Source organism: Ereboglobus sp. PH5-10 (assembly GCF_029504735.1).
GTDB lineage: Bacteria > Verrucomicrobiota > Verrucomicrobiia > Opitutales > Opitutaceae > Ereboglobus.
In genome coordinates, this window is record NZ_JAQFIP010000012.1 from 30,608 (window position 1) to 53,427 (window position 22,820).

16 protein-coding genes are annotated in these 22,820 nt (G+C 62.3%); 4 read left to right on the plus strand and 12 right to left on the minus strand.

The window, feature by feature from the left end:
* Nucleotides 1-53: 53 nt before the first annotated feature.
* From M2447_RS10245 to M2447_RS10260, 4 genes are all read right to left on the minus strand, one after another.
* Nucleotides 54-1,070 carry a hypothetical protein gene (locus tag M2447_RS10245; protein WP_277558535.1) on the minus strand — a complete coding sequence of 339 codons (1,017 nt, stop codon included), beginning with the start codon at nt 1,068-1,070 and terminating at the stop codon, nt 54-56.
* Nucleotides 1,071-1,312: 242 nt separating this feature from the next.
* Entirely contained in the window at nt 1,313-2,218 is a 906-nt protein-coding gene (locus tag M2447_RS10250; RefSeq protein WP_108824208.1) for a hypothetical protein, read from the minus strand.
* Nucleotides 2,218-2,853 (minus strand): sigma-70 family RNA polymerase sigma factor, encoded by a 636-nt coding sequence (locus M2447_RS10255; RefSeq protein WP_108824207.1) that lies wholly within the window; start codon nt 2,851-2,853, stop codon nt 2,218-2,220. Before M2447_RS10255 ends, M2447_RS10250 begins: the two co-directional genes overlap by 1 nt.
* A gap of 142 nt (nt 2,854-2,995) precedes the next feature.
* On the minus strand, nt 2,996-4,390 hold the full coding sequence (locus tag M2447_RS10260) for a polynucleotide adenylyltransferase (RefSeq protein WP_277558536.1): 1,395 nt from the start codon (nt 4,388-4,390) through the stop codon (nt 2,996-2,998).
* A 269-nt stretch (nt 4,391-4,659) separates the two neighbouring features.
* On the opposite strand from M2447_RS10260, the gene M2447_RS10265 reads away from it, so the two are divergent.
* Nucleotides 4,660-5,400 (plus strand): TorF family putative porin, encoded by a 741-nt coding sequence (locus M2447_RS10265; RefSeq protein WP_277558537.1) that lies wholly within the window; start codon nt 4,660-4,662, stop codon nt 5,398-5,400.
* Between the two features lie 169 nt (nt 5,401-5,569).
* On the plus strand, nt 5,570-6,766 hold the full coding sequence (locus M2447_RS10270) for a pyridoxal phosphate-dependent aminotransferase family protein (protein ID WP_277558538.1): 1,197 nt from the start codon (nt 5,570-5,572) through the stop codon (nt 6,764-6,766).
* A gap of 66 nt (nt 6,767-6,832) precedes the next feature.
* Here M2447_RS10270 and M2447_RS10275 read toward each other — a convergent pair whose 3' ends face one another.
* Complete coding sequence (locus M2447_RS10275; protein WP_277558539.1) at nt 6,833-7,624, minus strand: (Fe-S)-binding protein; 792 nt, start codon at nt 7,622-7,624, stop codon at nt 6,833-6,835.
* Between the two features lie 252 nt (nt 7,625-7,876).
* Between M2447_RS10275 and M2447_RS10280 the strand changes: the two genes are divergently transcribed.
* Nucleotides 7,877-8,806: a phosphodiester glycosidase family protein gene (locus M2447_RS10280; RefSeq protein WP_277508548.1), complete on the plus strand. Its 930-nt coding sequence runs from the start codon at nt 7,877-7,879 to the stop codon at nt 8,804-8,806.
* A gap of 196 nt (nt 8,807-9,002) precedes the next feature.
* Here the strand turns inward: M2447_RS10280 and M2447_RS10285 are convergent, their stop codons facing one another.
* The 6 genes from M2447_RS10285 to glgA all read right to left on the minus strand — a co-directional run bounded on the left by M2447_RS10285 (nt 9,003) and on the right by glgA (nt 17,725).
* Entirely contained in the window at nt 9,003-9,263 is a 261-nt protein-coding gene (locus M2447_RS10285) for a twin-arginine translocase TatA/TatE family subunit (protein WP_277508547.1), read from the minus strand.
* A gap of 91 nt (nt 9,264-9,354) precedes the next feature.
* Nucleotides 9,355-11,190 carry an RNA polymerase sigma factor RpoD gene (gene rpoD / locus M2447_RS13715; RefSeq protein ID WP_343215393.1) on the minus strand — a complete coding sequence of 612 codons (1,836 nt, stop codon included), beginning with the start codon at nt 11,188-11,190 and terminating at the stop codon, nt 9,355-9,357.
* Between the two features lie 24 nt (nt 11,191-11,214).
* On the minus strand, nt 11,215-13,092 hold the full coding sequence (dnaG, locus tag M2447_RS10300; RefSeq protein ID WP_277508546.1) for a DNA primase: 1,878 nt from the start codon (nt 13,090-13,092) through the stop codon (nt 11,215-11,217).
* Between the two features lie 292 nt (nt 13,093-13,384).
* The gene (metG, locus tag M2447_RS10305; protein ID WP_277558540.1) at nt 13,385-14,926 is read right to left on the minus strand and encodes a methionine--tRNA ligase; all 1,542 of its coding nucleotides are present in this window, start codon (nt 14,924-14,926) and stop codon (nt 13,385-13,387) included.
* 64 nt (nt 14,927-14,990) lie between these two features.
* Nucleotides 14,991-16,166, minus strand: coding sequence for a TIGR01777 family oxidoreductase (locus M2447_RS10310; RefSeq protein WP_277558541.1), 1,176 nt, complete (start codon nt 16,164-16,166; stop codon nt 14,991-14,993).
* Between the two features lie 113 nt (nt 16,167-16,279).
* Entirely contained in the window at nt 16,280-17,725 is a 1,446-nt protein-coding gene (glgA, locus tag M2447_RS10315) for a glycogen synthase GlgA (RefSeq protein ID WP_277558542.1), read from the minus strand.
* A gap of 212 nt (nt 17,726-17,937) precedes the next feature.
* On the opposite strand from glgA, the gene uvrA reads away from it, so the two are divergent.
* Entirely contained in the window at nt 17,938-20,913 is a 2,976-nt protein-coding gene (uvrA, locus tag M2447_RS10320) for an excinuclease ABC subunit UvrA (protein ID WP_277558543.1), read from the plus strand.
* 26 nt (nt 20,914-20,939) lie between these two features.
* On the opposite strand, the gene typA is transcribed toward uvrA, so the two are convergent.
* Nucleotides 20,940-22,763: a translational GTPase TypA gene (typA, locus tag M2447_RS10325; protein ID WP_277558544.1), complete on the minus strand. Its 1,824-nt coding sequence runs from the start codon at nt 22,761-22,763 to the stop codon at nt 20,940-20,942.
* Nucleotides 22,764-22,820: the final 57 nt, after the last annotated feature.

A 22,820-nucleotide genomic window follows, 5' to 3' on the forward strand; every position in this document is an offset into this window, starting at 1 on the left:
AAAAAGGCGTCCGAAATGGACGCCTTTGCAAGGTTTTGTTTGCCGTTGTGGAATTATGACGAGGGGCCGGCGTTGTTGTCGCGGTTGCCTCCCCGGTTGCGGTTGCGTCCGCCGCGGCGGCGGTTGCGGTCACCGCGGTCTCCACGATCACCGCGGTCGAAACGGCGCTCGCCGTTGCTGTCGCGGTTTTCGTTGCCGCGATATTCGCCGCGAGGGTTGCGGTTGCGTCCGCCGCGATGACGGCGTCCGCCTTCGCGGTTGCGGCGTCCGTTGCGTTCGCCTTCAGTCTGGGCGGGCTGGCCGGTGGGTTCGTCGGAGGAGCCTCCGAAGAGTCCCTTGATCCATCCGAAGAAGCCGGTGGATTTTTTCTTTTCAGGAGCGGGCGCCGGCGCGGGTTGTGTCGCGGGGCGTTCGCTGACGGAGTCGCGCCGTTCACGGCGGCGTCCGCGTTCGCGATCACCGCGGTCCGCGCGGGGCTGGAAGGTCGGGCGTTCCTTTTGCTCGGGGGCGAAGGAATCGCTCTGCCAGCTTTGGGCGCGCCTTTGTTTTTGCTCGGGAGGGAGGATGTTGAGCTCGGCCTTGGCCTCGGGTTCGCCGGTTTCCGCGGTGGCGGGTTCGGGCGTTGTTTCCGGAGCCGCTACGGCTTGCGTTTCGGCGGGAGCCTCGGCGGTTGGCGTGGTGGTTTCCGCGGGTTGCTCGGGAGCTTGCGCGGCGGTCGGCTCGACGGGTGCCGGGTTGGCGTCCGTCGTTTCCTGTGCGGGTTCTTGCGCCGCTTCGGGGGCGGCGGGTTGTTCCTCCTCGGGGGCGAACGGGTTTTTGTATTCGCGGGCGGTGGTTACGATTTGGATCGCGGTGGGTTTGTATTCACCGGCGGTTTCGCCGGTTGCGGTGGCGGTGTGGGTTGCGCGTTTGCCGCGGGCCAGGCCGGAGCCCCGGCTGCTGCCGAAGGCGGGGGCTTGTGCTGTGGCGGCAGCCTGCTCGGTTGCGGGCTGGGCGGGTGCGGGTGTTGCGCTAACTGTCGCGGCGGTTGCCACCGTGGCGTTGTCGCCGGACGTTGCTGGTTCTGACATGTGGTGTGTGTTTGTTGTGTTGTTAAGGCGCTCTCCATTAGCGGGTGCGCCGGGTTTTGTGTGAGGCGACCGGAGCGCGGTTAATGGGTGCGCTCAACAGTCGAAGCTGAAAAGTGTCATGATGCTGATCGGGTTGCGCAACTGCAAAAACATGGGGTTATTGCGGGCGGGGGTTCGCCGAAAAACAAAAAAGCGACGCGGGCGTCGCTTCGGTTTTTCACAAGTTGTTTGTTTTCCGATTGTTAAAACTTGATCGTCAGGGAGTCGCCAGTGGTGGCGATGCGGCTGATCGAATCGGAAAGGGCCTTGTCGTCGAAGCGGCTTGTGACGCGTTCGCGGAGGCGCGCAACACGCGGATTGTCCGTCGCGGCGTTTGCGACGGGAATGGTGTTGTCGGCATAGGTGAGGAGGCGCGCGCGGCGCGGGTCGGCGGTTTCCTGCGAAACGGATGCTGCGGGCTCGGCGTTTGCGGTTGCGTATTCGACGGTTGCGTGGAGCAGCTCGCCGGTGATCGCGACGGGTGTTGAGAAGAACGCGGCGGAAGAGGCGGTCTTGGTTGTTTGCGACTTTGCGCCGAAGAGCGTGAACCGGGCCGGCGAGTCGTCGTTGGGAAGGGGGGCTGCGTTTGCGGTGAAAACGGTGCGCGCGGTTTCGAGGTGTTCGGGCGCGACGGGTTTTTCGACGGCGGCCTCGGCGGCGGTTTGCCGGGCGGGTTTTTGCGGTTGCGCGGTTACGACGACGGGTTGGTGCGTCACTTTCGCCTGCCGGATCGCGGGCGCTTTTTTGACGGGGGCGAGTGTCGCGATGGCGGGCGCGGCGACTTTTGCCTCGGGAAGGGTTTGCTCGGCGGTGACGGCGGGCGCGGCGGCCGGGGGGGCGTTGCGCCAGACGATGAAGCCGATTGCGATGGCGGCGGTGGCCCCGGCGGGAATCGCGATGGCGATGCGCGGAAGCGCGTGCCACCAAGATTGCTTTTCCTGGATGGCGGCTGCGATCTGGCGTTGTTTTAGCTGATGGCTAAAGTCCGCCCAAAATTCGGGCGATGGTTGTTCGGCGCGTTTTTTGAATTGCAGCAAGTCCTCGACGGTAACCGTGCTTTCCGTGCGCGGTTGGGCGGGCGGGGTGGTGTTGCGTTTGCGTCGAAACATTATGCGCGAGTGTAGGCCTGAAGCTCGGCTTGGAGGAGTTGTTTCGCGTAGTGCAAACGCGAACGCACGGTGCCCACCGAGCATTCCATAATCTCGGCGATCTCCTCGTGACTCAGGTTGTCGATTTCAAATAAAGTTACCACGGTGCGATGCTTGATAGACAATTTTTGCAACGCTTCGTTCAATTTTGTCTGGAGTTCCTTCACGTAGAGCTCGCGATCGGCCCCGTGTTTATCCGTCAGTTTGGAAATGAGTTCCGCGTTTTGGCCCTCGTCGTGAATTTTCTCGAAGCTGAAGAAGGAGCGGAGGCGGTTTTTGCGCAGGTGGGTGAGGGTGGAGTTGACCGCGATGCGGTAAAGCCAGGTGAAGAAGGACGACTGGCCTTGGAAGCGGTTGATGGATTGGAAGGCCTTGATAAAAGTGTCCTGGGCGAGATCCGCGGCGTCCTCGCGGTTTGAGGTCATGTTGTAGATGACGCCGAGCACGCGTTCGCGGTATTTGAGGACGAGGCGATCGAAGGCGGTGACTTCGCCTGATTGGACGCGCTGGACGAGCTGCCAGTCGGAGTCGGCTTCCATCTGGCGGTCGGGCGAGGCTACCAGTGTTTTTCCGATGGTTTGTGCGCCGATGTTCATGGTGTGACGTGGTTGATCTGACAGGTGCAGAGTATGTGCGCACACTGCGGGCATGCAAATGAAATGTCGCTTTATGACATAAATGTAATGTTCGGTTTACGGAGGGGAAAGAGCTTGGCGGGAGGCGGAATGAACAGTGCGACTATTGAGGATTTAAATGTGCATTCAGCCATTCGAGCGCGCCGGCTTCGTCGGTGAACGAGCCTTCGAGTTGCGCCTCGAAGGCGGCGGTGAGGATGGATTTGAATTGTTTGCCGGGAGCCATGCCGGCGGCGATCAGGTGGCGGCCTTGCAAGATGGGGCGCGGGGCGGAGTCGGCGATTTCGAGGCGGTGCGCGGTTTCGCGCAGGAGTTCGATAAGGTCGAGCGTTTCGGGCGAGTGCTTTGGCGGGCGTCCGTCGTGGTCGGCGCGCATCACGAGGCAAAGGTCGTCGATTGTCGCCGGGAGCAGGCGGCGCGCGAGGCGGCGCACGGCGGTGTCGGAGAAAATGGCGCCGTTGCCGCTTTGGCCGTTGTGGTGCGCGAGGTGGTTGAGCACGAGGGGGACGATGCGATCAATCGTCTCGCGGGGCGCGCCGATGCGCTGGAGAAATGTTTCCGCCGGCGGGCCGCCCGCGGCTTCGTGGCCGGGACTGATCCAGCGGAGCTTGCCGCGACGCTCGGCGTATTGCGTGGTGGAGGGCTTGCCAAAATCGTGCGCGAGCACGGCGAGGAGAAGCGCCCGGCGGCGGGGCGGGGCGGCGGCGCGCCAGTCGTCGAGGCGCGTGAGGGCGTCGCAGCAATGCGCGGTGTGCGTGAAGACGTCGCCTTCGGGATGCCAGCTCGGGTCCTGCGGGGTGCCGCGCAGCGCGGCGAGTTCGGGGAAGTGCGCGAGCCAGCCGGTTTGCTCGAGCACTTCGAGGCCACGCGACGGTTTCTCGGATTTTTCGGCCCACTTCTGCCATTCGCCCCAGATGCGCTCGACGGGAAGCTCGGCGAAGGCGGGCGCGATGGCGCGGCAGAGCGCGGCGGTTTCGGGGGCGAGCGTGAAGTCGAAGCGCGCGGCGAGCTGGAAGGCGCGCAGGACGCGCAGCGGGTCCTCGGTGAACGCGGCGCTTGTGTGGCGGAGCACGCGGTCGCGCAGGTCGCGCTCGCCGTGATGCGGGTCGATGAGGCCGGCGCGGGCATCGTTTTTTTCGGCGGCGGCGAAGGGATCGTAGGCGATGGCGTTGACGGTGAAGTCGCGGCGCGCGGCGGCGTCGGCATCGCTGAGGTTGGGTTCGGGGGCGACGGCGAAACCGCGATGTCCCGCGCCGGTTTTTGATTCGCGGCGGGGCAGGGAGAAATCGTATTCGACGCCGTCGATGCGGAGTTTGATCACGCCGAAGCTGCGGCCGACGATGTCGGTCGATCCGAAGGGCGCGAGGATGGCGTGCATTTGCTCGAAGGTTGCGCCGGGCACTTCGATATCGAAATCCTTTGGCTCGATCCCGAGCAGCCAGTCGCGCACGCAGCCGCCGACGAGGCGCGGGCGTCCGACGGCGCGGAGCGCTTGCATGACTGCGAGAAGTTTTTGCGGAATGCGCATCATCGGATTACGGGCGTTTCTGCTTGCGGGTGGATTGATGAAAACTGGCTTGTAAATGGCGCCGGGAAAAAACCGTCGCGCGGGGCGGAACGATTGCGGCGATGCTGTGTCGGATATTTCGCACGCAGAGTCAAACGGGTCGATTAAATAAAGACTTGTGTTGCCATGTGTGCATATCTTTCTATCAACGAAAACCCGCACAGGCGGACTGCTCCACTTAACTACAGACAATCAAGACAATGAAAAAAATTGCCATCCTTATCACCATGCTCGCGGGTATTGCCGGGCTTACGGCTTCCGCGCAACAGTCAGCGACCTCGTATAAAGTTACGACGGATTTTAGCTATACATCCCAGTATGTGTTTCGCGGTTTGAAGGCCGCGAGCGACGCGTTCACACCATCGGTCGAAGTCGCGGTCGATGATTTTTACGCCGGCTTGTGGACGATGCAGCCCGTCTCCGACTGGCGCGGTGAAAGGCCCCAAAACGAGGTCGATATTTACGCCGGTTACAAGCACAACCTGACCGAGACGATTTCCCTCGAGGGAGTCGCGACCTACTACTGGTATCCCGATGCCACCGGAGATGAAACCTCGAAGACGTATGAGCTCGGTGTTGGCGCGACATGGTCAAAGAACCGCCTGTCGGCGAGCGCCTACTATTATTACGACTTCCGCAAGGAGGCCAGCACGCTGGTCGGCTCCGTCGGCTACAGCTTCCCGATCGAGAAGCTGGGCACGTCGGTTGACGTTGCGTTCTATCTCGGCACGGTTGGCGCCCACGACTGGGCTCCCGACTCGATTGGTGCCAGCCAGAAGAATTCCTACAACTACTACGGCTTCGACGTGAGCATTCCCTATCGCATCCGCGACAATGCGACCGTCACGCTCGGTCTGCACTACGCGAACAACGAAAACACGCCTCTTAACACGCCGGACAACCGTTTCTGGGTCACCCTCGGCCTGTCGATTGGCTTCTAATCCGGACCGGAGCGCCGCTAGCGCAAAATCAATCTCAAGCGAACCCGCCCCTTATGAAGGGCGGGTTTTTTTGCGGCCGGTCGCGGCGTGCGGAGCTTTCGCAAATTAGCCTTTGATTAATCGCCGCGGATTCGCGAGCCTGCGCCTTTTCCACAAACGAAACCAATCAATGCCGTTTCCATTTTTCCAGAAATCGAAGAAGCCCATTCTCGCGCGATGTCATGACGACCAGGTCACTAAAATGCGCCTGAAATACGATCCCTATTATCACGCCATGCAGTCGCAGCGTGGCACCGAAATCACCATCGACGGGCGCCCCGCGATCATGCTCGCGAGCAACGACTACCTCGGGCTCTCCTTTCACCCCAAGGTCATCGAGGCCGCCTGCGCCGCGACGCGCAAATGGGGAACCAGTTCCACCGGCGCGCGCATTTCCAACGGCTCGCGCGCATACCACCTGGAGCTCGAGGAAAAACTCGCGGCGTTTCTCGGTCGCGAGGCCTGCCATGTGCACGCCGCCGGTTATCTTTCCTGCGTGAGCGCAGTCGCCTGTTTTGCGCAAAAAGGGGACATCATTCTCGCCGACAAAAACAACCACTCGAGCCTCTGGGACGGAACTCGTCTCTCGCACGCGCAAGTGGAGCGCTTTTCGCACAACAACACCGCCGATCTCGCCGACCTTGCGGAATCGCTTCCGCCCGCGACGCCAAAAATGTTTGTCGCCGAGGGCGTTTATTCGATGGAGGGCCACATCGCGGCGCTCCCCGAGCTTCTCGACGTCGCGGACCGCTATAACACGTTCAACGTGATCGATGATGCGCACGGCTTCGGCGTGCTTGGGCGGCAGGGGCGCGGCACGGTCGATCATTTTGGCCTCAATGACCGCGTCGATGTTCTCTGCGGCAGCCTTTCGAAATCGCTCTCGAGCACGGGCGGTTTTATCGCCGGCAGCCGCGCGGTGATCGAGTATCTCCGCACCCATTCCAAGCAGACTATTTTCAGCGCCGCGCTCAGTCCCGGCCAAGCCGCCGCCGCGCAAGCCGCGCTCGAAGTCCTGCAAATCGAGCCGCAGCATCACGAGCGACTCTGGCAAAATACCAGGCGCTATCGCGACATGCTCCACTCGCTCAAACTCGACACATGGGGCAGCGAGGCGCCCGCCATCCCCGTTGTGCTTGGCTCGAAGGAGCGCGTTTACCGTTTCTGGCAGGCGCTTCTCGAAAAGGGCGTCTTCACTGTTATGTCGATCGCGCCGGCGGTGCCGCCCGGCAAGGACTTGATCCGCACCGCGATTTCGGCCTGGCACACCGACGAGCAGCTCGAGCGCATCGCCGACGCGATGGCTTACGCCGTCAAAAAATTATAGGTTCAGCCGGCGCATCCTGGCGCGACATAAATCGACTCAATTCGATTTGAGTCGGGTCACGACGAGTTAAGTCGAACTGTTCGCAACAGCACCGCGCAACGAATCGCGCAGCAGTTGCGCAATGTGCATCGTTTTCGCCGGACGCCCGCCCTTTGCGGCAAGGCCGCCGAGACTCATCAGGCAGCTTTGGTCGATGGAGACAATCATGTCGGGATTGCCGGCGAGCAGATGGTCGAGCTTGAGTTCGCCCATCGATTTTGAAATGTGCGGAAACGTGACGGAGAACGTGCCGCCAAAACCGCAGCATTGCTCGGACTCGTCGAACTCAAGCACGCGCAAACCCTCAATGGATCGCAGAAGCGTGAGCGCGGCCGCGCCGGTCGCCGTGCCGCGCGAGTGACATGAACGGTGAAAAACAACGGAGGCGGGCGCGTCCACGCGTCCCGGCCACTTGGAGACTCCGAGTCCGTTCACAATGTAATCGACAAGCTCCCATGTGCGCCCGGCGAGTTTCCGCGCGGCGGGAAGCGTTTGCGGCTCCTTCTCGAAGGCGAGCAGCGCGCCGTGGCGAATCATCGCGGCGCACGAGGCCGAGGGGATGATCAACGGGGCGTCGCCGGTGAACGTGTCGAGCACATGGCGGAGCACTTTGCGCGAGGCGTTCCAGTCGCCGCTGTTGAACGCCGGCTGGCCGCAGCAGGTTTGCGCCTCGGGAAAATCAATCGAGCAGCCGAGGTGCTCGAGTATCTCGACAGTGGCCGCGCCCACATCGTCGAAAAGCGCGTCGCACAGGCAGGTGGCCATGAGCTGGATGTGTTTGCCGGTCGGCCGGTCGGGACATTCGTGGTCGCTGGTCATGAGAAAAACAAAATCGTGGGCGAAAATGTGCGCATCTTTATGAGCGAAGTCGAGCAAATGGAACAACAACCCAACCCCCCCCCCCCCCCCCGGGGGGCCGCCCCCCCCCCCCCCCCCCCCCCCCCCCCCCCCCCCACCCCACCCCCCCCCGCCGGCCCCCCCCCCCCCCGCTCCCGGGACGCAATCGCGTTTTTTGAAATTTTGGGATTTGGAAATTTTTCGCGCACTTGTTTGCATTCAGAAACTTTCCCGATGAAAACCCGACACGTTGCGACCGCCGCCCTGTTCTGCCTTTCCCTTCTCCTTTGCCGAGCCTTGTCCGGCGCGCCGGCAATCGACTGGACCAAGGCGGAGGACATCCGACCCGGAATCAAATTGCTCAAGCTGGATACCGACCAGCCCCGGCTTTTGAAAATCAACCTGATGCGCATCGACCTGCGGACGCCGGGGCTCAAGTTCACCGGCACGCCCCGCGACGCCGACTGGGGAAAGCCCATGCCCGACTACGAAAAAATGGTGATTCGCACCAAGCGCGTTCGCACCCGCGATTTCCTCCTCAACGCCCGCACGCCAAAAAGCGAGGGCGGACTCGGGCTCGACATGGTCGCCGCCGCCAACGCCGCCCCGTGGAAACCCTGGGTCAAGCCATACACCCACAAATACGGGCATCCCCACGGGCTCTGCATCACCGACGGCGAGATCATTTGCGACACCAAGCCCCACCGCGCGCAATTCGTCGTCTATGCGGACGGCCGCGCGGACATTGTCACATCCGTTTCCGAGGCGGACTACAAAAAGATCGGCATGACCGTGGCCGGTTTCGCCATCATCCTCCGCAAAGGAGAACTCCAAGGGCAGGAAGGCCCCGTCGGAACCTCGCTGCACCCGCGCATCGCCTACGGCCTTTCGCAGGATCGCAATTATTTCTACATTATAACCATCGACGGACGCCAGAAAGGCTGGAGCCTCGGTGCGAACACACACGAAACCGCCCGCTTCCTCAAGGCCGCCGGCAGCTCCGACGCGATCAACATGGACGGCGGCGGCTCAACCACCCTCTGCTACTGGGACGCAAATCAGCAAAAAGCCCTCCTCGCCAACCGCCCCACCGCCAAATCCCACGAACGCTCCGTCGGCTCCAACATCGGCATTTACCTGACCGCGCAAACCAAGACGCGCTAACGCATTTAGTGAGACAGGGCGCGACTTTGACGCGACCGGTGACCTGATGATCACCGTCCTGTCGTTGGGCCAGGGCGACGCGGGAACTCCGGTCACGCCGGATTTGAATAACGCTAAGGAAACGGCTTGTTTGATACAAAAAAAGACGACCGGGCGGGTCGTCTTTCGCTGAAAAGAGAATGTGAAAATAATAGGGTCAGTTCGAACCGTTGGTTTTGACGCTGTCGTCGGCTTTTTTCTTTACCGTTTTCTTGGCCTCGGGTTCGTCGTCCTCATCCTCGTCCTTATCGTTTTCAGCGGAGGCCTTTTTGAACTCGCGGATGGACTGGCCAAGACCCTTGGCGAGGGAGGGGAGCTTCGCGCCGCCGAAGAGGAGGAGTAATACGGCGAAGATAATTACCAGCTCGGTGGCGCCGAGGCCGAAGACGGCGAGGATCAAACTTGGGTCGCTATTCATGGTGGTTTTCGGGGAAGGTGTTGTTTATTGGATGATGAGTAAAGGGCGAAAAAGGGTTTCGCCCTTTGTTTTTGTGTTTGTCAGGAAGGGCTTACCTTTTTCCAAAGGGGTTGAAGGCGCTTTGGATTCCGGAGGGCGGGATGATCGACTCGCCGGCTTTTTTCTCGCGGGCAACTTGCTGGAGAAGGTTTTGCGCGTTGTCGATTTGCTCGGCGTCGAAGAAGCCGTGGAGCTGGCGGATGCGCGTGGGATGGCGCATTTTGCGCAGTGCCTTGGCCTCGATCTGGCGGATGCGCTCGCGGGTGACGCGGAATTGCTTGCCGACTTCCTCAAGTGTGCGGCTGTAGCCGTCGATGAGGCCGAAGCGCAGCGAAAGCACGCGGCGTTCGCGCTCGGTGAGCGAATCCAGAACGTCGATGATTTTTTCGCGGAGGAGCGAGAAGGCCGTCATGTCGTAGGGATTTTCGGCGGACTTGTCCTCGATGAAATCACCGAAGCTGGTGTCGTCGCCGTCGCCGACGGGCGACTGGAGCGAGATGGGTTGCTGGGCCATCTTCATGATTTGCTGCACGCGCTCGACGGGGAGGTTCATTTCGTCGGCAACTTCATCCGGGGTCGGTTCGTGTCCGAACTCCTGAAGGAGTTGTTTCTGGACCTGCATGACCTTGTTGAGCGTCTCGATCATGTGGACCGGGATGCGGATGGTGCGGGCCTGGTCGGCGATGGAGCGGGTGATGGCCTGGCGGATCCACCAGGTGGCGTAGGTTGAGAACTTGTAGCCGCGGCGGTATTCGAATTTCTCGACGGCCTTCATGAGCCCCATGTTGCCCTCCTGGATGAGGTCGAGGAAGGAGAGGCCGCGGTTGGTGTATTTTTTCGCGATGGAGATGACGAGGCGCAAGTTGGCCTCGACCATTTCGGTTTTTGCCTTGTGGGCCTCGCGAACGTGGACGTTGGTTTGCTTGATGACCTCGAGGAAGCGCGCGGGGTTGATGCGCCATTCCTGCTCGATTTGTTTCAGGCGGGCGTTGATGGGCTTGGTGTCGATGCCGGCGTCTTTTTTGGTCTTGGGTTTTTTGGCGCGGTCGAGTTTGGCGTAGAGCTCCTCGATTTCGGCGAAGACGGCCTTCCTGCTCTCAAGGTATTCCTCGTAAACTTTGAGTTTGAAGAAGTATTTGCTGAAATTGGCGCGGAGGGTGTTTTCGCGTTTTTTGTATTTGGTGCCGACGCGTTTTTTGTCGGCCTCGGTTTTGGCCTTCCTGAGCTCCTCCCAGCCTTGGGCGACGGACTCCTCGTTTTTCTGCGTGGTCTCGACGAGCTTGGGGAGGTGCTTGAAGTAGGATTCGCGGCTCTCGATTTTTTTATCGATGACGATGCGGTCGAAGCGCTCCTCGCGTGTGATGAGCTTGGCGCCGAGTTCGGCGATGTGGCGGCCGATGATGGCGACCTCGAAGAGGACGTTTTGCGCCTTGAGCTCGGCGGTTTCGATGCGCTTGGAAATTTCGACCTCCTGCTCGCGGGTGAGCAGGGGAACCTGGCCCATCTGCTTTAGATACATGCGGACGGGATCGTCGAGGATGTCGTTGTTCGAGGTGCGCGATTCCTCCTCCTCGGCGTCTTCCTTTTGCTGTTTGTATTCCTCGACCTGGTCGGGGTCGATGACCTCGATCTCAAGGTTGCCGAGGATGTTGAGGACGTTTTCATATTCCTCCTGGCCCTCGTGGGTGTCGGGAAGCGCTTCGCCGATGTCCTCCGTGGTGAGATAGCCCTGTTCCTTGGCCTGGCGGATGAGCGCGCGAATTTTCTCATTGGCGCCGGGGTTTGAGGAATGCTCGGCGGCGGCGGCCTCGGCGCGCTCAATGGCGGATTCGACTGCGTCGGAGTGGACGGATGAGGTGGCGGTTTTTTTCTTGGCTTTGCGCGGCATGGTGTGTGATGCGAGTAAAATAAACTAGTCAACGGCAGGCAGCCCGAATGGCTGGCGCAGTTGACGTTGGATGTCGGTGCGTTGTTTGATCAGAGAAATTGCGTCAACTTCACTGTTCGCCTGAAGGGTTGAGAGCGCAAGTTCTATTTGACGAAGTTGCGGCTCCAGCGCGCGGTTACGGATGGCGGTGAGGGCTTGGTTGGCAATGCGGCGCGGGTCGTCGTGTTCGCAGGTTTCGGCGAGGATGGCGGCGGCAAGGGCGCGTTGTTCGTCGTTTTCGGCGATTTCGTCGAGGTGGTCGCGCCCGGGCCAGTCGTTTTGCTCGAAGTGGCTGAGGGCGGTGTTGAGGAGCTGGCCGACGGGGTGGGTTTGGTCGATCCAGCCGATGCGCTCGTCGGTGAGCAGGTGCGCGATGGGCACACCGAGGGATTCGTGGTTAAGGCAGAGGAGGAGGAGGTGATACTCGGGCGTTGTGTTTTGGGCGGGAAGGGTTTGCGCGACGGCGGGCGTTTCGGGCTGCGTCGTGTAAGAGGCTCGGGTTTGAGCCTGGGCGCGATAGGCCTCGAAATCGCGGGATAGGGCGTTGATGGGGATGCGAAGGCGGGAGGCGATTTCGTTGAGATACTCGGCGCGCGTGATCTCGGAATCGGTTGCGAGGATGATATCAAAAAGGGCTCGGGCGGTGGCGTGTTTTTGCTCGGCGGAGGCCGCGGCGGGGTCGGGGAGGTGACTGCGACAGGCGAAGGTCATCGCGCTCTGGGCGTGTCGCTTGAGCTCGGCGTAGGCGGCGATGCCGCGTTCGCGAAAAAGGTCGTCGGGGTCGATTTTTTCGTCGCCCGCGAGGGCGAGGAAGCGCGTCTCGAGGCCGGCTTTGAGCGCGAGGGGCAGATACCGGAGCGCGGCGTTTTGGCCCGCGGAATCGCCGTCGAAGAGACATTCGACTTGCGGGTGATAGCGGCGGAGGAGCGTGAGCTGGCTTTCGGTGATCGCGGTGCCCTGCGGGGCGATGGCGGTTTTGAGGCCGACGGACCAGCAGCGGAGCGCGTCGAGCTGGCCCTCGACGAGGACGAAGGGCGCGTCGGGGCCGACGGCGGTGCGGGCGCGGTCGAGATTAAAGAGGAGGTGGCCTTTGGTGAAGATGGGGGTCTCGGGCGAGTTGACGTATTTGGCCTCGCGCGCGGGATCGTCCTGCGGAGTGAGATCGGTCTGGCGCGCGGTGAACGCGACCACGCGGCCCTGATGGTCGCGAATGGGAATCATGAGGCGGCCGCGGAAGCGGGACTTGACCGAGTGGAGGTTGACCGGGGCGTTTTCGTTGATAAAAAAAAGTCCGCAGCGGCGAAACGCCTCCTCGGAGAAACGCTCCTTGTGCAGGCGCGAGAAAAGCGCGCTGCCGTCGGGCGCGACGGCGCCGATCTTGAACTCCTCGGCAAGATCGGGCGTGAAGCGGCGTTTGTTTTTCCAATACTCGCGCATCCACTCGCCGGTGGTGTTTTTCGTGTCGGCGATTTTGAAAACCTGGTGGAAATGGTCGGCGGCGATTTCGTGGATGGCGAAGAGTTCCTGGCGCAGCGAGCGCTCCTCGCGCGTGGGGCCGGAGCCTTCCTCGTATTCGATGGCGACGTTGTAGCGGCGGCCGAGCGTCTCAATGGCCTCGGTGAAATCGAGCCCCTCGGTCTCGCGCACGAATTGGATGATGTCGCCAGCCTTGTCGCAGCCGAAGCACTTGTAGAAACCCTTGTCGGGATCGACGGTGAATGAGGGCGTTTTTTCGTTGTGGAAAGGACACAGCCCCTTGAAACGCGAACCAGCGCGCTTGAGCGTCGCCACGCGACCCACCACATCCACGATGTTCACGCGAAATTTCAGGTCGCGCAGGCATGTGGGTTTGACGATGGGCATGGTGGAAGAAAAAGGCTGAAGGACTGAAGAGCTGAAGGCTGAAGCGGAACGCGGATTCCGGGACGCGGAACGGATAAGAGCGAGCGGAAAATAATCGGCGGGCGGCAGTTGACGCGTGTTAGAACGGAATGGTTACAAGAAGTTGCGGGGATGCAAAAAATTTCCGACGGGGCCGCGTTGCACGGTGCGTGTGCGCGCCGGCGAACATGTCGGGATGTGCAAATGCGAGGGCTTGGCGGCGATTCATCGCCGCGCTTGGAAACGAACCGCCGGCGCGAATCGGCACTCCTTCTTACGAGGTTTTTGTTTGCGGCCTCGGAAACAGGATCGCCGACTCGGCGACTTTGTTGCCGGTCAGGCGGGCGCCCCAGACGAGTTCGTCGCGCCAGTTGGGCTCGGTTTTGGCGCCGATCACATCGCGGATTTTTGCCGTGGCGCCGGGGATCACCGCGTAGAGGAGCGCGTTGGCGAGGCGCAGGGACTCGGCCATTGTGGCAAGCGAGGTTTTTAACGCGGCCCGGTCGGCGGGCTCCGCCGATTTGCCGAGTTTCCACGGGGCGCGTTTTTCAATGTAGGCGTTGGTCGCGGTGACGAAGGAGAAGGTGCGCTCGAGCGCGATGTGGAACTGGAAGCCTTCGTTGAGCGTGATGACTTCGTCGCGCGTTTTTTCCCAGAGGGTTTTCAACTCGGTTTCGAGTTCGCCGCTCGCGCCCGCGTCGGCCTCGGGGATGACGCCGCCGGCGAAGCGGTTGGTCATGTTGAGCGTGCGGTTGACGAGGTTGCCGAGGTTGTTGGCGAGGTCGGCGTTGTAGCGGGCGAGGAATTGCGTTTGCGAAAAATCGCTGTCCTGGCCGACGCTCATTTCGCGGATCACGAAGTAGCGCAGCGCGTCGGCGCCGTATTGGTCGGCGAAGGCGACGGGGTCGACGAAGTTGCCGGTGCTCTTGGACATTTTGCTGCCGTTGATCGACCACCAGCCGTGCACGAGCAGCGAGCGCGGGGGCTCGATGCCGGCGGCCTTGAGCATGATGGGCCAGTAGACGGCGTGCGGCGGCACGAGGATGTCTTTGCCGATGACGTGAAAGTTGGCGGGCCAGAAACCGGGCTTTTCGGTGACGGCGGTGTAGTAGTTGGTGAGCGCGTCGAACCAGACGTAGGTGACGAAGTTTTCGTCGAAGGGCAGGGGGATGCCCCACTCGAGGCGTTCCTTGGGGCGCGAGATGCAGAGGTCGTTGAGCGGTTCCTTGAGGAATTCGATGACTTGTTTCTGGCGGTAGCGGGGGAAGACAAAATCCTCGTGCGTCTTGAGGTGCTCGATGAGCCAGTCCTGATACTGGCGGAGTTTGAAGAAGTAATTGCTTTCGGTGATTTCGGTGACTTCGCCGAAGATTTCCGGCCAGGTGCCGTCGGGGTTGCGGTCCTTGTCCTGGAGAAATTGCTCCTGGCGCGTGGAGTAGAAGCCCTTGTATTCGGCTTTGTAGATTTCGCCCTTGTCGTAGAGTTTCTGGAGGATTTCGCAGACGACTTTTTTGTGGCGGGGCTCGGTGGTGCGGATGAAGTCGTCGTTGGAGATTTCGAGCTTGGCGCAGAGGTCGCGGAATTCCTGCGAAACTTCGTCGCAGAATTGTTGCGGGGCGATGCCCTTGGCGCGGGCGGATTGCTGGACTTTCTGGCCGTGCTCGTCCACGCCGGTGAGGAAGAACACCTTGTCGCCCATCTGGCGGCGGAAGCGGGCGATGACGTCGGTCAGCACTTTTTCGTAAGCGTGGCCGAGGTGCGGGGAGCCGTTCACGTAGTCGATGGCGGTGGTGATGTAGAAGTTGCGGGTGCTCATTATTTGTAAGGAGCGGAGGAAAAGGGTGAGCGGGGTGATTGTCGAAGAGGAAAATGCGGGGCGATTACAACAAATGTTTCAGCGCGGTTTCGAGGTCGGGGTGGCGGAAGTCGTAGCCGCTGTCGCGCAGCTTGGCGGGGATGGCGCGGGTGCTGGCGAGCATGGTTTCGTTGGCAAAATCGATTCCGTGGCGCAGGCGCAACAGCCAGCGGGGTGTGCGCGAGCGGCGTTTTTTGCCGAGCGCGGCGGCAAGCGTGTCAACCAATTCGGCGTTGGGCACGGGGTTGGGCGCGGTGATGTTGACGGGGCCGGCGCAGGCGTGCGTAAGGATGGAATGGTAGATGGCGGCGATGGCGTCGTCGATGCTGATCCAGCTGATCCACTGGCGTCCGTGGCCGAGCATGGCGCCGAGTTTTTTTTCAAAGTAGGGGAGCCGGGTTGCGAATGCGTCGCCATCGGGCGTGAGCACCGTGCCGAAGCGCAGGCAGGCGACGCGCATGCCGAACTCGGCGGCGGCGTTCGCCTCGTATTCCCACCCGTGGCAGACGTCCGCGAGAAATCCGTCGCCTCGCGGGGCGTTTTCGTCGAGGAGCTTGTCGCCCTGTGAACCGTAGTAGCCGGTGGCGGAGGCGTTGAGGAGGGCGAAGGGACGCTGCTTGAGCGTGGCGAGCGCGGCGACGAGGGCGCGGGTCGCGCCGGCGCGGCTTTCCCAGATGAGGTCGCGTTGCGTCTGGTCCCATTTTGCGGCGGCGAGGCTCGCGCCGGCGAGGTTGATGACGGCGTCGATGCCGGTGAGCGCTTGCGCCAGTTGGTCGGGATTGAATCCGCCCGTCTTGGGGTCGCGCGCGAGGGGAATGACCTCGTGGTTTTGTGCCTGGAGAAAAGGTGCGAGCGCGCGGCCGATCACGCCCGAGGCGCCGGCGACGGCAATGCGCAGCCGGCGGACGGCTCCGTAGGCGGCGGTTTGCTCAATGTCGTTGCGCAGCGTGGCATGGCGGCAGGCGAGGTAGTGTTCGATTGTGGCGGGGGCGAGTTCGAGCGATTCGGGCGGGCGCAGCTCCTCGGTTACGGTGCAGGAGGAGGTGTCGAGCGATTTGATTGCGGTTGAAAAAATTTTCAGGGGTGTGTTCGCGGCGGCCCAGTGGGGCGTGAGGCGTGTTTCCGCGCCCGGACGCGCAAGCCATGCGGTGACTTCCTCGGCGGGTCGTTCGATGCGGGTGGTGAGTGTGTGCGTGGTCATGCTTGTGGCGTTGGCGCCGTGAGGGCGCGCCTTGCGCGCATCCGTGTGTGCGAAAAATTATTGATGTGCGTGTTCATAAAGCGAACGGAAACCAAGGCACGCAAGGCGCGTTCTTACAACAATTCCGTGTAGAGGCGTTCGTAGGCGCGGGCGGCGTTGTCCCAACTGTTGTCGGTCGCCATGCCGCGAGCCTGCACGGCCGCGTAGCGGGGTTTGTCGGCGAAGAGTTTGAGCGAGCGTTGCAGGCCTTCGCGCAGCGCGTCGGCGTCGGGCGCGAAGGTGATGCCGGTGCCCGCGTCGGGCGACGCGTCGGCGTCAGTCACCGTGTCGTGGAGTCCGCCGACTTGCGTGACGAGCGGCGGCGTGCCGTAGGCGAGCGAATACATTTGGTTGAGGCCGCAGGGCTCGAAGAGCGAGGGCATCAGGAAGAAGTCGCTGCCGGCCTCGATGAGATGGCTCATGCTTTCGTCGAGGCGCATGGCGAGGCCGATCTTGCGCGGGGCGGCGGCGGCGAGGTCGCGCACGGCTTGCTCAAGGCGCTTGTCGCCGGAGCCGAGGATGACGAGGCGGCAGTCGTGGTTGAGGAAAAAATCGCGGTTGGCGAGGAGGAGCTGCACGCCCTTTTGCTCGGTCAGGCGGCAGACCATTCCGTAAACGGGAACATCGGCGGGCGCGGGATCGAGCTCCATTTTTTTCAGGAGCTCGGCGCGGCAGGTTGCTTTGCCGGAAAGGTCGGACGCGGTGTAGCTGGCGGGGATGTGCGCGTCGGTGGCGGGGTTCCAGACGGTGGTGTCGATGCCGTTGATGAGGCCGACAAGATCCTCGGCGCGCGTGGCGATGACGCCGTCGAGCCCGCAGCCGAACTCGGGCGTTTGGATTTCTTGCGCGTAACGCGGACTGACCGTGGTTACCTGGTCGGCGAAGAGGATGCCGCCCTTGAGAAAATTCATTTGCCCGTAGTATTCGAGGCCGTCCACGCCCTTGAGTTCGTCGGGGAGGTTTGTGCGGTAGAACGAGCGCATCGGGTAGAGCCCCTGGAATGCGATGTTGTGAATGGTGAAGACGGTTTTGAGCGCGAGGGCGGTGGCGGTGCGGCGCTCGGTGTAGCGGAGGAGGAGCGGGAGCATCGCGGCCTGCCAGTCGTGCGCGTGGACGATGTCGGCCTGGAGGTTGAGCTGGCGGAGTGTCTCGACGACGCCCTTGCAGAAGAAAATATAGCGGTGGTAATTGTCCTCGTAGTCGCGCTCGCCGTTGCCGTAAACGCCCTTGCGGTCGAAGAGTTCGTCGCGGCAAATGAGGTAGATTTTTTGATTTGGCCGTGGCGAGAAAACGCGCACCTCGCCGCTCATGAAAACGTCGCCCATTTCGATTTTGAGGCGCAGGAGCCGTTCCGCGCCGGAGGCGTCGGGGTGATCGAGCACCGCGCGGTAGCCGGGAAGAAACACGCACACTTGGTGGCCGTGCTTTGCGAGCGTGGCGGACAGCGAGCCCGCGGCATCGGCGAGGCCGCCCGTTTTGACGTATGGAAAGAGTTCGCTCGCAACTTGAACGATTTTCATGGCCGCAAAAGCTAGGCGAGGTCCCGGGGTGTTTCCAACATCAAAAGAGTTACGCGGCGAACGAATTGATATTTTGAAGAGTGTTTTGCAAATCGCGGGAGCCCGTTGGCTCCGGTGGCGGCGCCGGCATCTTTGCTCGCACCGGGATGTTCGCTTGCGCGTTCTTCTACTTTGACGTTGCGGCGACTTCCGGCGAGATTGCGAGCCAGTTCATGCAAGCCGTAGCGACACACATCCACGTAAAAGGCGCCCGCGAGCACAACCTCAAGAATGTCGAGGTGCGCATCCCGCGCGGCAAACTCGTCGTGATCACGGGCATGAGCGGCTCGGGAAAATCGTCGCTCGCGTTCGACACTATTTACGCCGAGGGCTACCGCAAATACATGGAGTCGCTCTCGACGCAGGCACGGCAGGTGCTCGAGCAATTGAAACGGCCCGACGTCGATTTCATTCACGGCCTCTCGCCGGTGCTCGCCATCGAGCAGCGCACGGGCGGCGGCTCGCCGCGCAGCACCATCGCCACCGTCACGGAGATCGCCGACTACGCGCGGCTGTTGTGGGCGTTGCACGGCGAACAAATTTGCCCGAAGGACGGCGGGCGCGTCACGCAACGCTCGCTCGACGACAACGTGGCGCGCGTGCTCGCGCTCGCGCCGGGCGAGCGGATCATACTGCTCGCGCCGCTCATGCGCGCGAAGCCGAGCGTGCTGCGCGAGGAATTGCCGCGCTTGCGCCAGCGCGGATTCCAGCGCGTGCGGCTCGATGGTGAAATAAAAAACCTCGACGACGCGCGCATCGTGCCGACGGGCGCGAAGGAAATCGCCGTCGATTTGGTGATCGACCGCCTGGTCGCGAACGAGGACCAGCGCAGCCGCCTGGCGGACTCGCTGGAGCTGGCGTTTCGCGAGGGCGGCGATCGCGCCATCGTGCTCGCGCAAAAAACCGCCGACGCGCCGTGGCGCGAAATCAACCTGAGCCAGTCGCTCGCATGCGAGATTTGCGGCGATGTTTTTGAGAAACTTACGCCGCGGCACTTTTCGTTCAACCACACCGAGGGCGCGTGCCCGGAGTGCGGCGGATTGGGGCGCAAGATGCGTTTCGTGCCGGAACTGATCGTGCCGGACCCGGAAAAATCCGTGCGCGGCGGCGCGATCAAACCGTGGCGCATCGGCGGAAAAAATTTAATCATCAAGCACAACGCGCTGTTGAAACAACTCGCCGAGCAACTGCCGTTCGACGCCGACGCGCCGTGGAAGGACCTGTCGGAGGAAACGCGCGATGTGATTCTGAACGGCGCGGGCGAGCGTTTGTTTGCGTTCAAGTTGAAACGCATGCGCGAGCCGCGCGCGATGCCATTCCCCGGCGTGATCGCCGACCTGGACGAAAGCTGGCGCGGCACCGACAGCGACGGCTTTCGCGCGCGCCTGACGACGTTCATGGTGAGCGGCGAGTGCCCCGCCTGCCACGGCGGCCGGCTGAACGCGAGGAGCAGCGCGGTGCGGATTAAGGTAGCACAGACATTCTTGTCTGTGCCCTCTGATGAGAATGCGAAGGACAAATCCCAAACGGCACAGACAGGAATGTCTGTGCTACCTTGGCTGACCTTCCCCGAATTTCTCACACTCGACGTCAACGCCGCGCACGCCGTGGCGCGCGAACTTTGCGACGCGCTGGCGGGCAACGAGGCGTTGCGCGAAATCGTGACGGGCATCGAGCAACGGCTGCATTTTCTCGCGCACACCGGACTCGGTTACCTGACGCTCGACCGCGATTACGACACGCTCTCCGGCGGCGAGGCGCAGCGCGTGCGGCTCGCCACGCAACTCGGCATGGGCCTGATGGGCGTCATCTATGTGCTCGACGAGCCGAGCATCGGCCTGCATCCCGCGGACAACGAGCGGCTGCTCTCGCAACTGCGCGAGCTGCGCGACCGCGGCAACACCGTGCTCGTGGTCGAGCACGACGAGGAGACGATGCGCATCGCCGACGAAATCATCGAGCTCGGCCCCGAGGCGGGCGTCGAGGGCGGGCGGATTTTGTTTCAGGGGACACCGGCGCAGTGCGTCGCGCTGCCGGAGCGCGTGTCGCTCACCGGCGCGTATTTGTCGCGGAGGCGTTTTGTCGAGAAGGACGCTAAGACAAAAACACCCGCGTCCGGCCCCGGCGCGTGGCTGACCGTGCGCGGCGCAAGCGAGCACAACCTGCGCAACATCGACGCGAAGTTCCCCGCCGGCCTGCTCACGTGCGTGACGGGCGTTTCGGGCTCGGGCAAGAGCACGCTGGTGAACGACATCCTCGCCGCGGCCGCCGCGCGCAAGCTGAACGGCGCGACAAAAATTTTCCCCGGCAGGCACAAGGGTATCGAAAATCTGGATACATTTGAAAAACTCGTGCAAGTGGACCAGGAGCCGATCGGGCGCAGCCCGCGCTCGAACCCCGCCACCTACACGAAGCTGCTGGATTCGCTGCGCGACCTGTTTGCGCAGGTGCCGCTCGCCAAGGTGCGCGGCTACAGGGCGAGCCGTTTCTCGTTCAACGTGCGCGGCGGGCGTTGCGAGCGCTGCCAGGGCGACGGCGTGATCAAGCTCGACATGCAGTTCATGGCCGACGCCTACGCGCCGTGCCCGAGCTGCGGCGGGCGGCGCTTCAATCGCGAGACGCTGGAAATTTTGTTTCACGGAAAATCAATCGCCGATGTGCTCGGCATGACGGTGCGCGAGGCGATGGCGCTGTTCAAAAACATCCCGCGCATCATGGACAAGCTGGAGACGCTCAACGCCGTGGGGCTCGGTTACCTGACGCTCGGGCAATCGGCCACGACGCTCTCCGGCGGCGAGGCGCAGCGCATAAAATTGTCACTCGAGTTGAGCCGCCGCCAGCAGGGCGACACGCTGTATATTCTCGACGAGCCGACGACGGGCCTGCACTGGGCGGACATCCAGAACCTGATGGACCTGCTCTTCAAGCTGCGCGACGCGGGCAACACAATCATCGTGATCGAGCACAACCTCGACGTGATCAATCTCGCCGACTGGATTATCGACCTCGGCCCCGGAGGAGGCTCCGCGGGCGGCGAGATCGTCTTCGCGGGCGCGCGCAGTGAAATCGAAAAACCGGAAAACACCGCGCGCTCATTAACCGGCGCCGCGCTGAAACGGTGGCGCAACGCGGGCGCGATTAAATCGTAGGGACGCTCCAGGCGCGCCCCGCGCGTTCAGCTTGCGCTGCGGGCGGCGCGTTCTTGTTTGCGGCGTTCGAGGGCGCTGAGGATTTTTTTGCGGATGCGCAGGGTTTTCGGCGTCACCTCCACGAATTCGTCGGGCGCGATGTATTCGATGGCGCGCTCCAGCGAGAGGCGCACCGGCGGCGTGAGCTGGATGCCCTTGCCTTCGCCTTGGGAGCGGAAATTGGTGAGCTGCTTGGCCTTGGTCGCGTTGACAGGGATGTCCTCCTGGCGCGGGTTTTCGCCGACGATCATGCCTTCGTAAACTTCCTCGCCGGGGCCGACGAAGAGGCGTCCGCGCTCCTGGATCGAGTCGAGCGCGTAGGCGGTCGTGGTGCCGGCCTCGGTGGCGACGAGCGTGCCGGTGAGGCGCGTGGTGAGCTCGCCCGCCCAGGGGCCGTATTCCTTGAAAAGGTGGCTCATCACGCCGCGTCCGCTGGTGGCGTTGACGAGGTCGATTTCCAAGCCGATGAGTCCGCGCGTGGTGATGTTCGCCTCGATCAGCGTATAGTGCGGATGCTTTTCCATGTTCGTGATCTGGCCCTTGCGGTTGGCGAGGTTTTGCATGATCGCGCCGACGCATTCCTCGGGAATTTCGATCCAGACGTTTTCGTAGGGTTCGAGGCGCTGGCCGTTTTCATGGCGCTCGATCACGGTGGGGCGGGAGACGAGAACCTCGTAACCTTCGCGGCGCATCGTCTCGACGAGCACGGCGATTTGCATGGCGCCACGGGCCTTGATGTTGAAGACGCCCGCGGCGTCGGCATCGCTGACTTGGATGGAGATGTTTGTCTTGGCCTCCTTGTAGAGGCGGTCGCGGATTTGGCGCGAGGTGACGAGTTTGCCGTCGCGTCCGACAAGCGGGCCGTCGTTGACGGCGAGCTGCATTTCGAGCGTGGGCGGGTCGATGTCGGTGAAGGGCAGGGCGTGCGCGTCCTCGAGCGCGGCGAGCGTGTCGCCGATATCAACATCCTCGAAACCGGAGAGGCCGACGATGTCGCCCGCGGCGGCCGCGGTGGCGTCCTCGGTGCCGAGGCCGGCGTATTCGAAGAGCTTGGTGATTTTGGCGCGGGTGCGCTGTTTGCTTTGGCTGCGAATGACCCAGACATTGTCGCCGACGGCGATTTTGCCGGCGAGGATTTTGCCGACGGCAATGCGGCCCACGTAGTCGCTCCAGTCGATGTTGGAGACGAGCATTTGGAAGGGCTGGTTGGGGCGGGCGAAGGGCGGCGGGATGTGGTCGAGGATGACGTCGAAGAGGGGCGTCATGTCCTTGCTCTCGTCGGTGAGCTTGCGCTTCATGTAGCCGTCGCGGGCGGAGCCGTAAACGACGGGCGCGTTGAATTGCTCCTCGTTGGCGTCGAGCTCGAGGAGGAGTTCGAGCACCTGGTCGTAGATTTTTTTCGGGTCGGCGTTTTCGCGGTCAATTTTGTTGATGACGATGACGACCTTGAGTCCGTGCTGGAGGGCCTTGCGGAGGACGAAGCGCGTCTGCGCCTGCGTGCCCTCGTAGGCGTCGACGAGGAGGAGCACGCCGTCAACCATGCGCAGGGCGCGCTCGACTTCGCCGCCGAAATCGGCGTGGCCGGGAGTGTCGACGATGTTGATGGTCTTGCCCTGCCATTTGACGGCGGTGTTCTTGGCCTTGATAGTGATGCCTTTTTCGCGTTCGAGGTCCATCGAATCCATGGCGCGTTCGGCGACCTGCTGGTTGGCGCGGAAGGTGCCGCCGGTTTGAAGGAGCTTGTCAACGAGCGTGGTCTTGCCGTGGTCGACGTGCGCGATGATCGCGATGTTTCGGATGTTTTGATTCATTATCGATGAGCCTGTTTTTGCTGAAAAAGAGGACAACCATGCGACGCGCGGAGGGCG

Excerpts from the sequence above, each read along its gene's own strand:
- M2447_RS10285 (WP_277508547.1), bottom strand. The coding sequence starts at position 9,263 with ATGAATAGCGACCCAAGTTTGATCCTCGCCGTCTTCGGCCTCGGCGCC.
- M2447_RS10275 (WP_277558539.1), bottom strand. The coding sequence starts at position 7,624 with ATGACCAGCGACCACGAATGTCCCGACCGGCCGACCGGCAAACACATC.
- dnaG (WP_277508546.1), bottom strand. The coding sequence starts at position 13,092 with ATGCCCATCGTCAAACCCACATGCCTGCGCGACCTGAAATTTCGCGTG.
- M2447_RS10245 (WP_277558535.1), bottom strand. The coding sequence starts at position 1,070 with ATGTCAGAACCAGCAACGTCCGGCGACAACGCCACGGTGGCAACCGCC.
- M2447_RS10260 (WP_277558536.1), bottom strand. The coding sequence starts at position 4,390 with ATGCAAGCGCTCCGCGCCGTCGGACGCCCGCGCCTCGTCGGCGGCTGC.
- M2447_RS10265 (WP_277558537.1), top strand. The coding sequence starts at position 4,660 with ATGAAAAAAATTGCCATCCTTATCACCATGCTCGCGGGTATTGCCGGG.
- uvrA (WP_277558543.1), top strand. The coding sequence starts at position 17,938 with ATGCAAGCCGTAGCGACACACATCCACGTAAAAGGCGCCCGCGAGCAC.
- M2447_RS10255 (WP_108824207.1), bottom strand. The coding sequence starts at position 2,853 with ATGAACATCGGCGCACAAACCATCGGAAAAACACTGGTAGCCTCGCCC.
- rpoD (WP_343215393.1), bottom strand. The coding sequence starts at position 11,190 with ATGCCGCGCAAAGCCAAGAAAAAAACCGCCACCTCATCCGTCCACTCC.
- metG (WP_277558540.1), bottom strand. The coding sequence starts at position 14,926 with ATGAGCACCCGCAACTTCTACATCACCACCGCCATCGACTACGTGAAC.
- M2447_RS10250 (WP_108824208.1), bottom strand. The coding sequence starts at position 2,218 with ATGTTTCGACGCAAACGCAACACCACCCCGCCCGCCCAACCGCGCACG.
- M2447_RS10280 (WP_277508548.1), top strand. The coding sequence starts at position 7,877 with ATGAAAACCCGACACGTTGCGACCGCCGCCCTGTTCTGCCTTTCCCTT.
- M2447_RS10270 (WP_277558538.1), top strand. The coding sequence starts at position 5,570 with ATGCCGTTTCCATTTTTCCAGAAATCGAAGAAGCCCATTCTCGCGCGA.
- typA (WP_277558544.1), bottom strand. The coding sequence starts at position 22,763 with ATGAATCAAAACATCCGAAACATCGCGATCATCGCGCACGTCGACCAC.
- glgA (WP_277558542.1), bottom strand. The coding sequence starts at position 17,725 with ATGAAAATCGTTCAAGTTGCGAGCGAACTCTTTCCATACGTCAAAACG.
- M2447_RS10310 (WP_277558541.1), bottom strand. The coding sequence starts at position 16,166 with ATGACCACGCACACACTCACCACCCGCATCGAACGACCCGCCGAGGAA.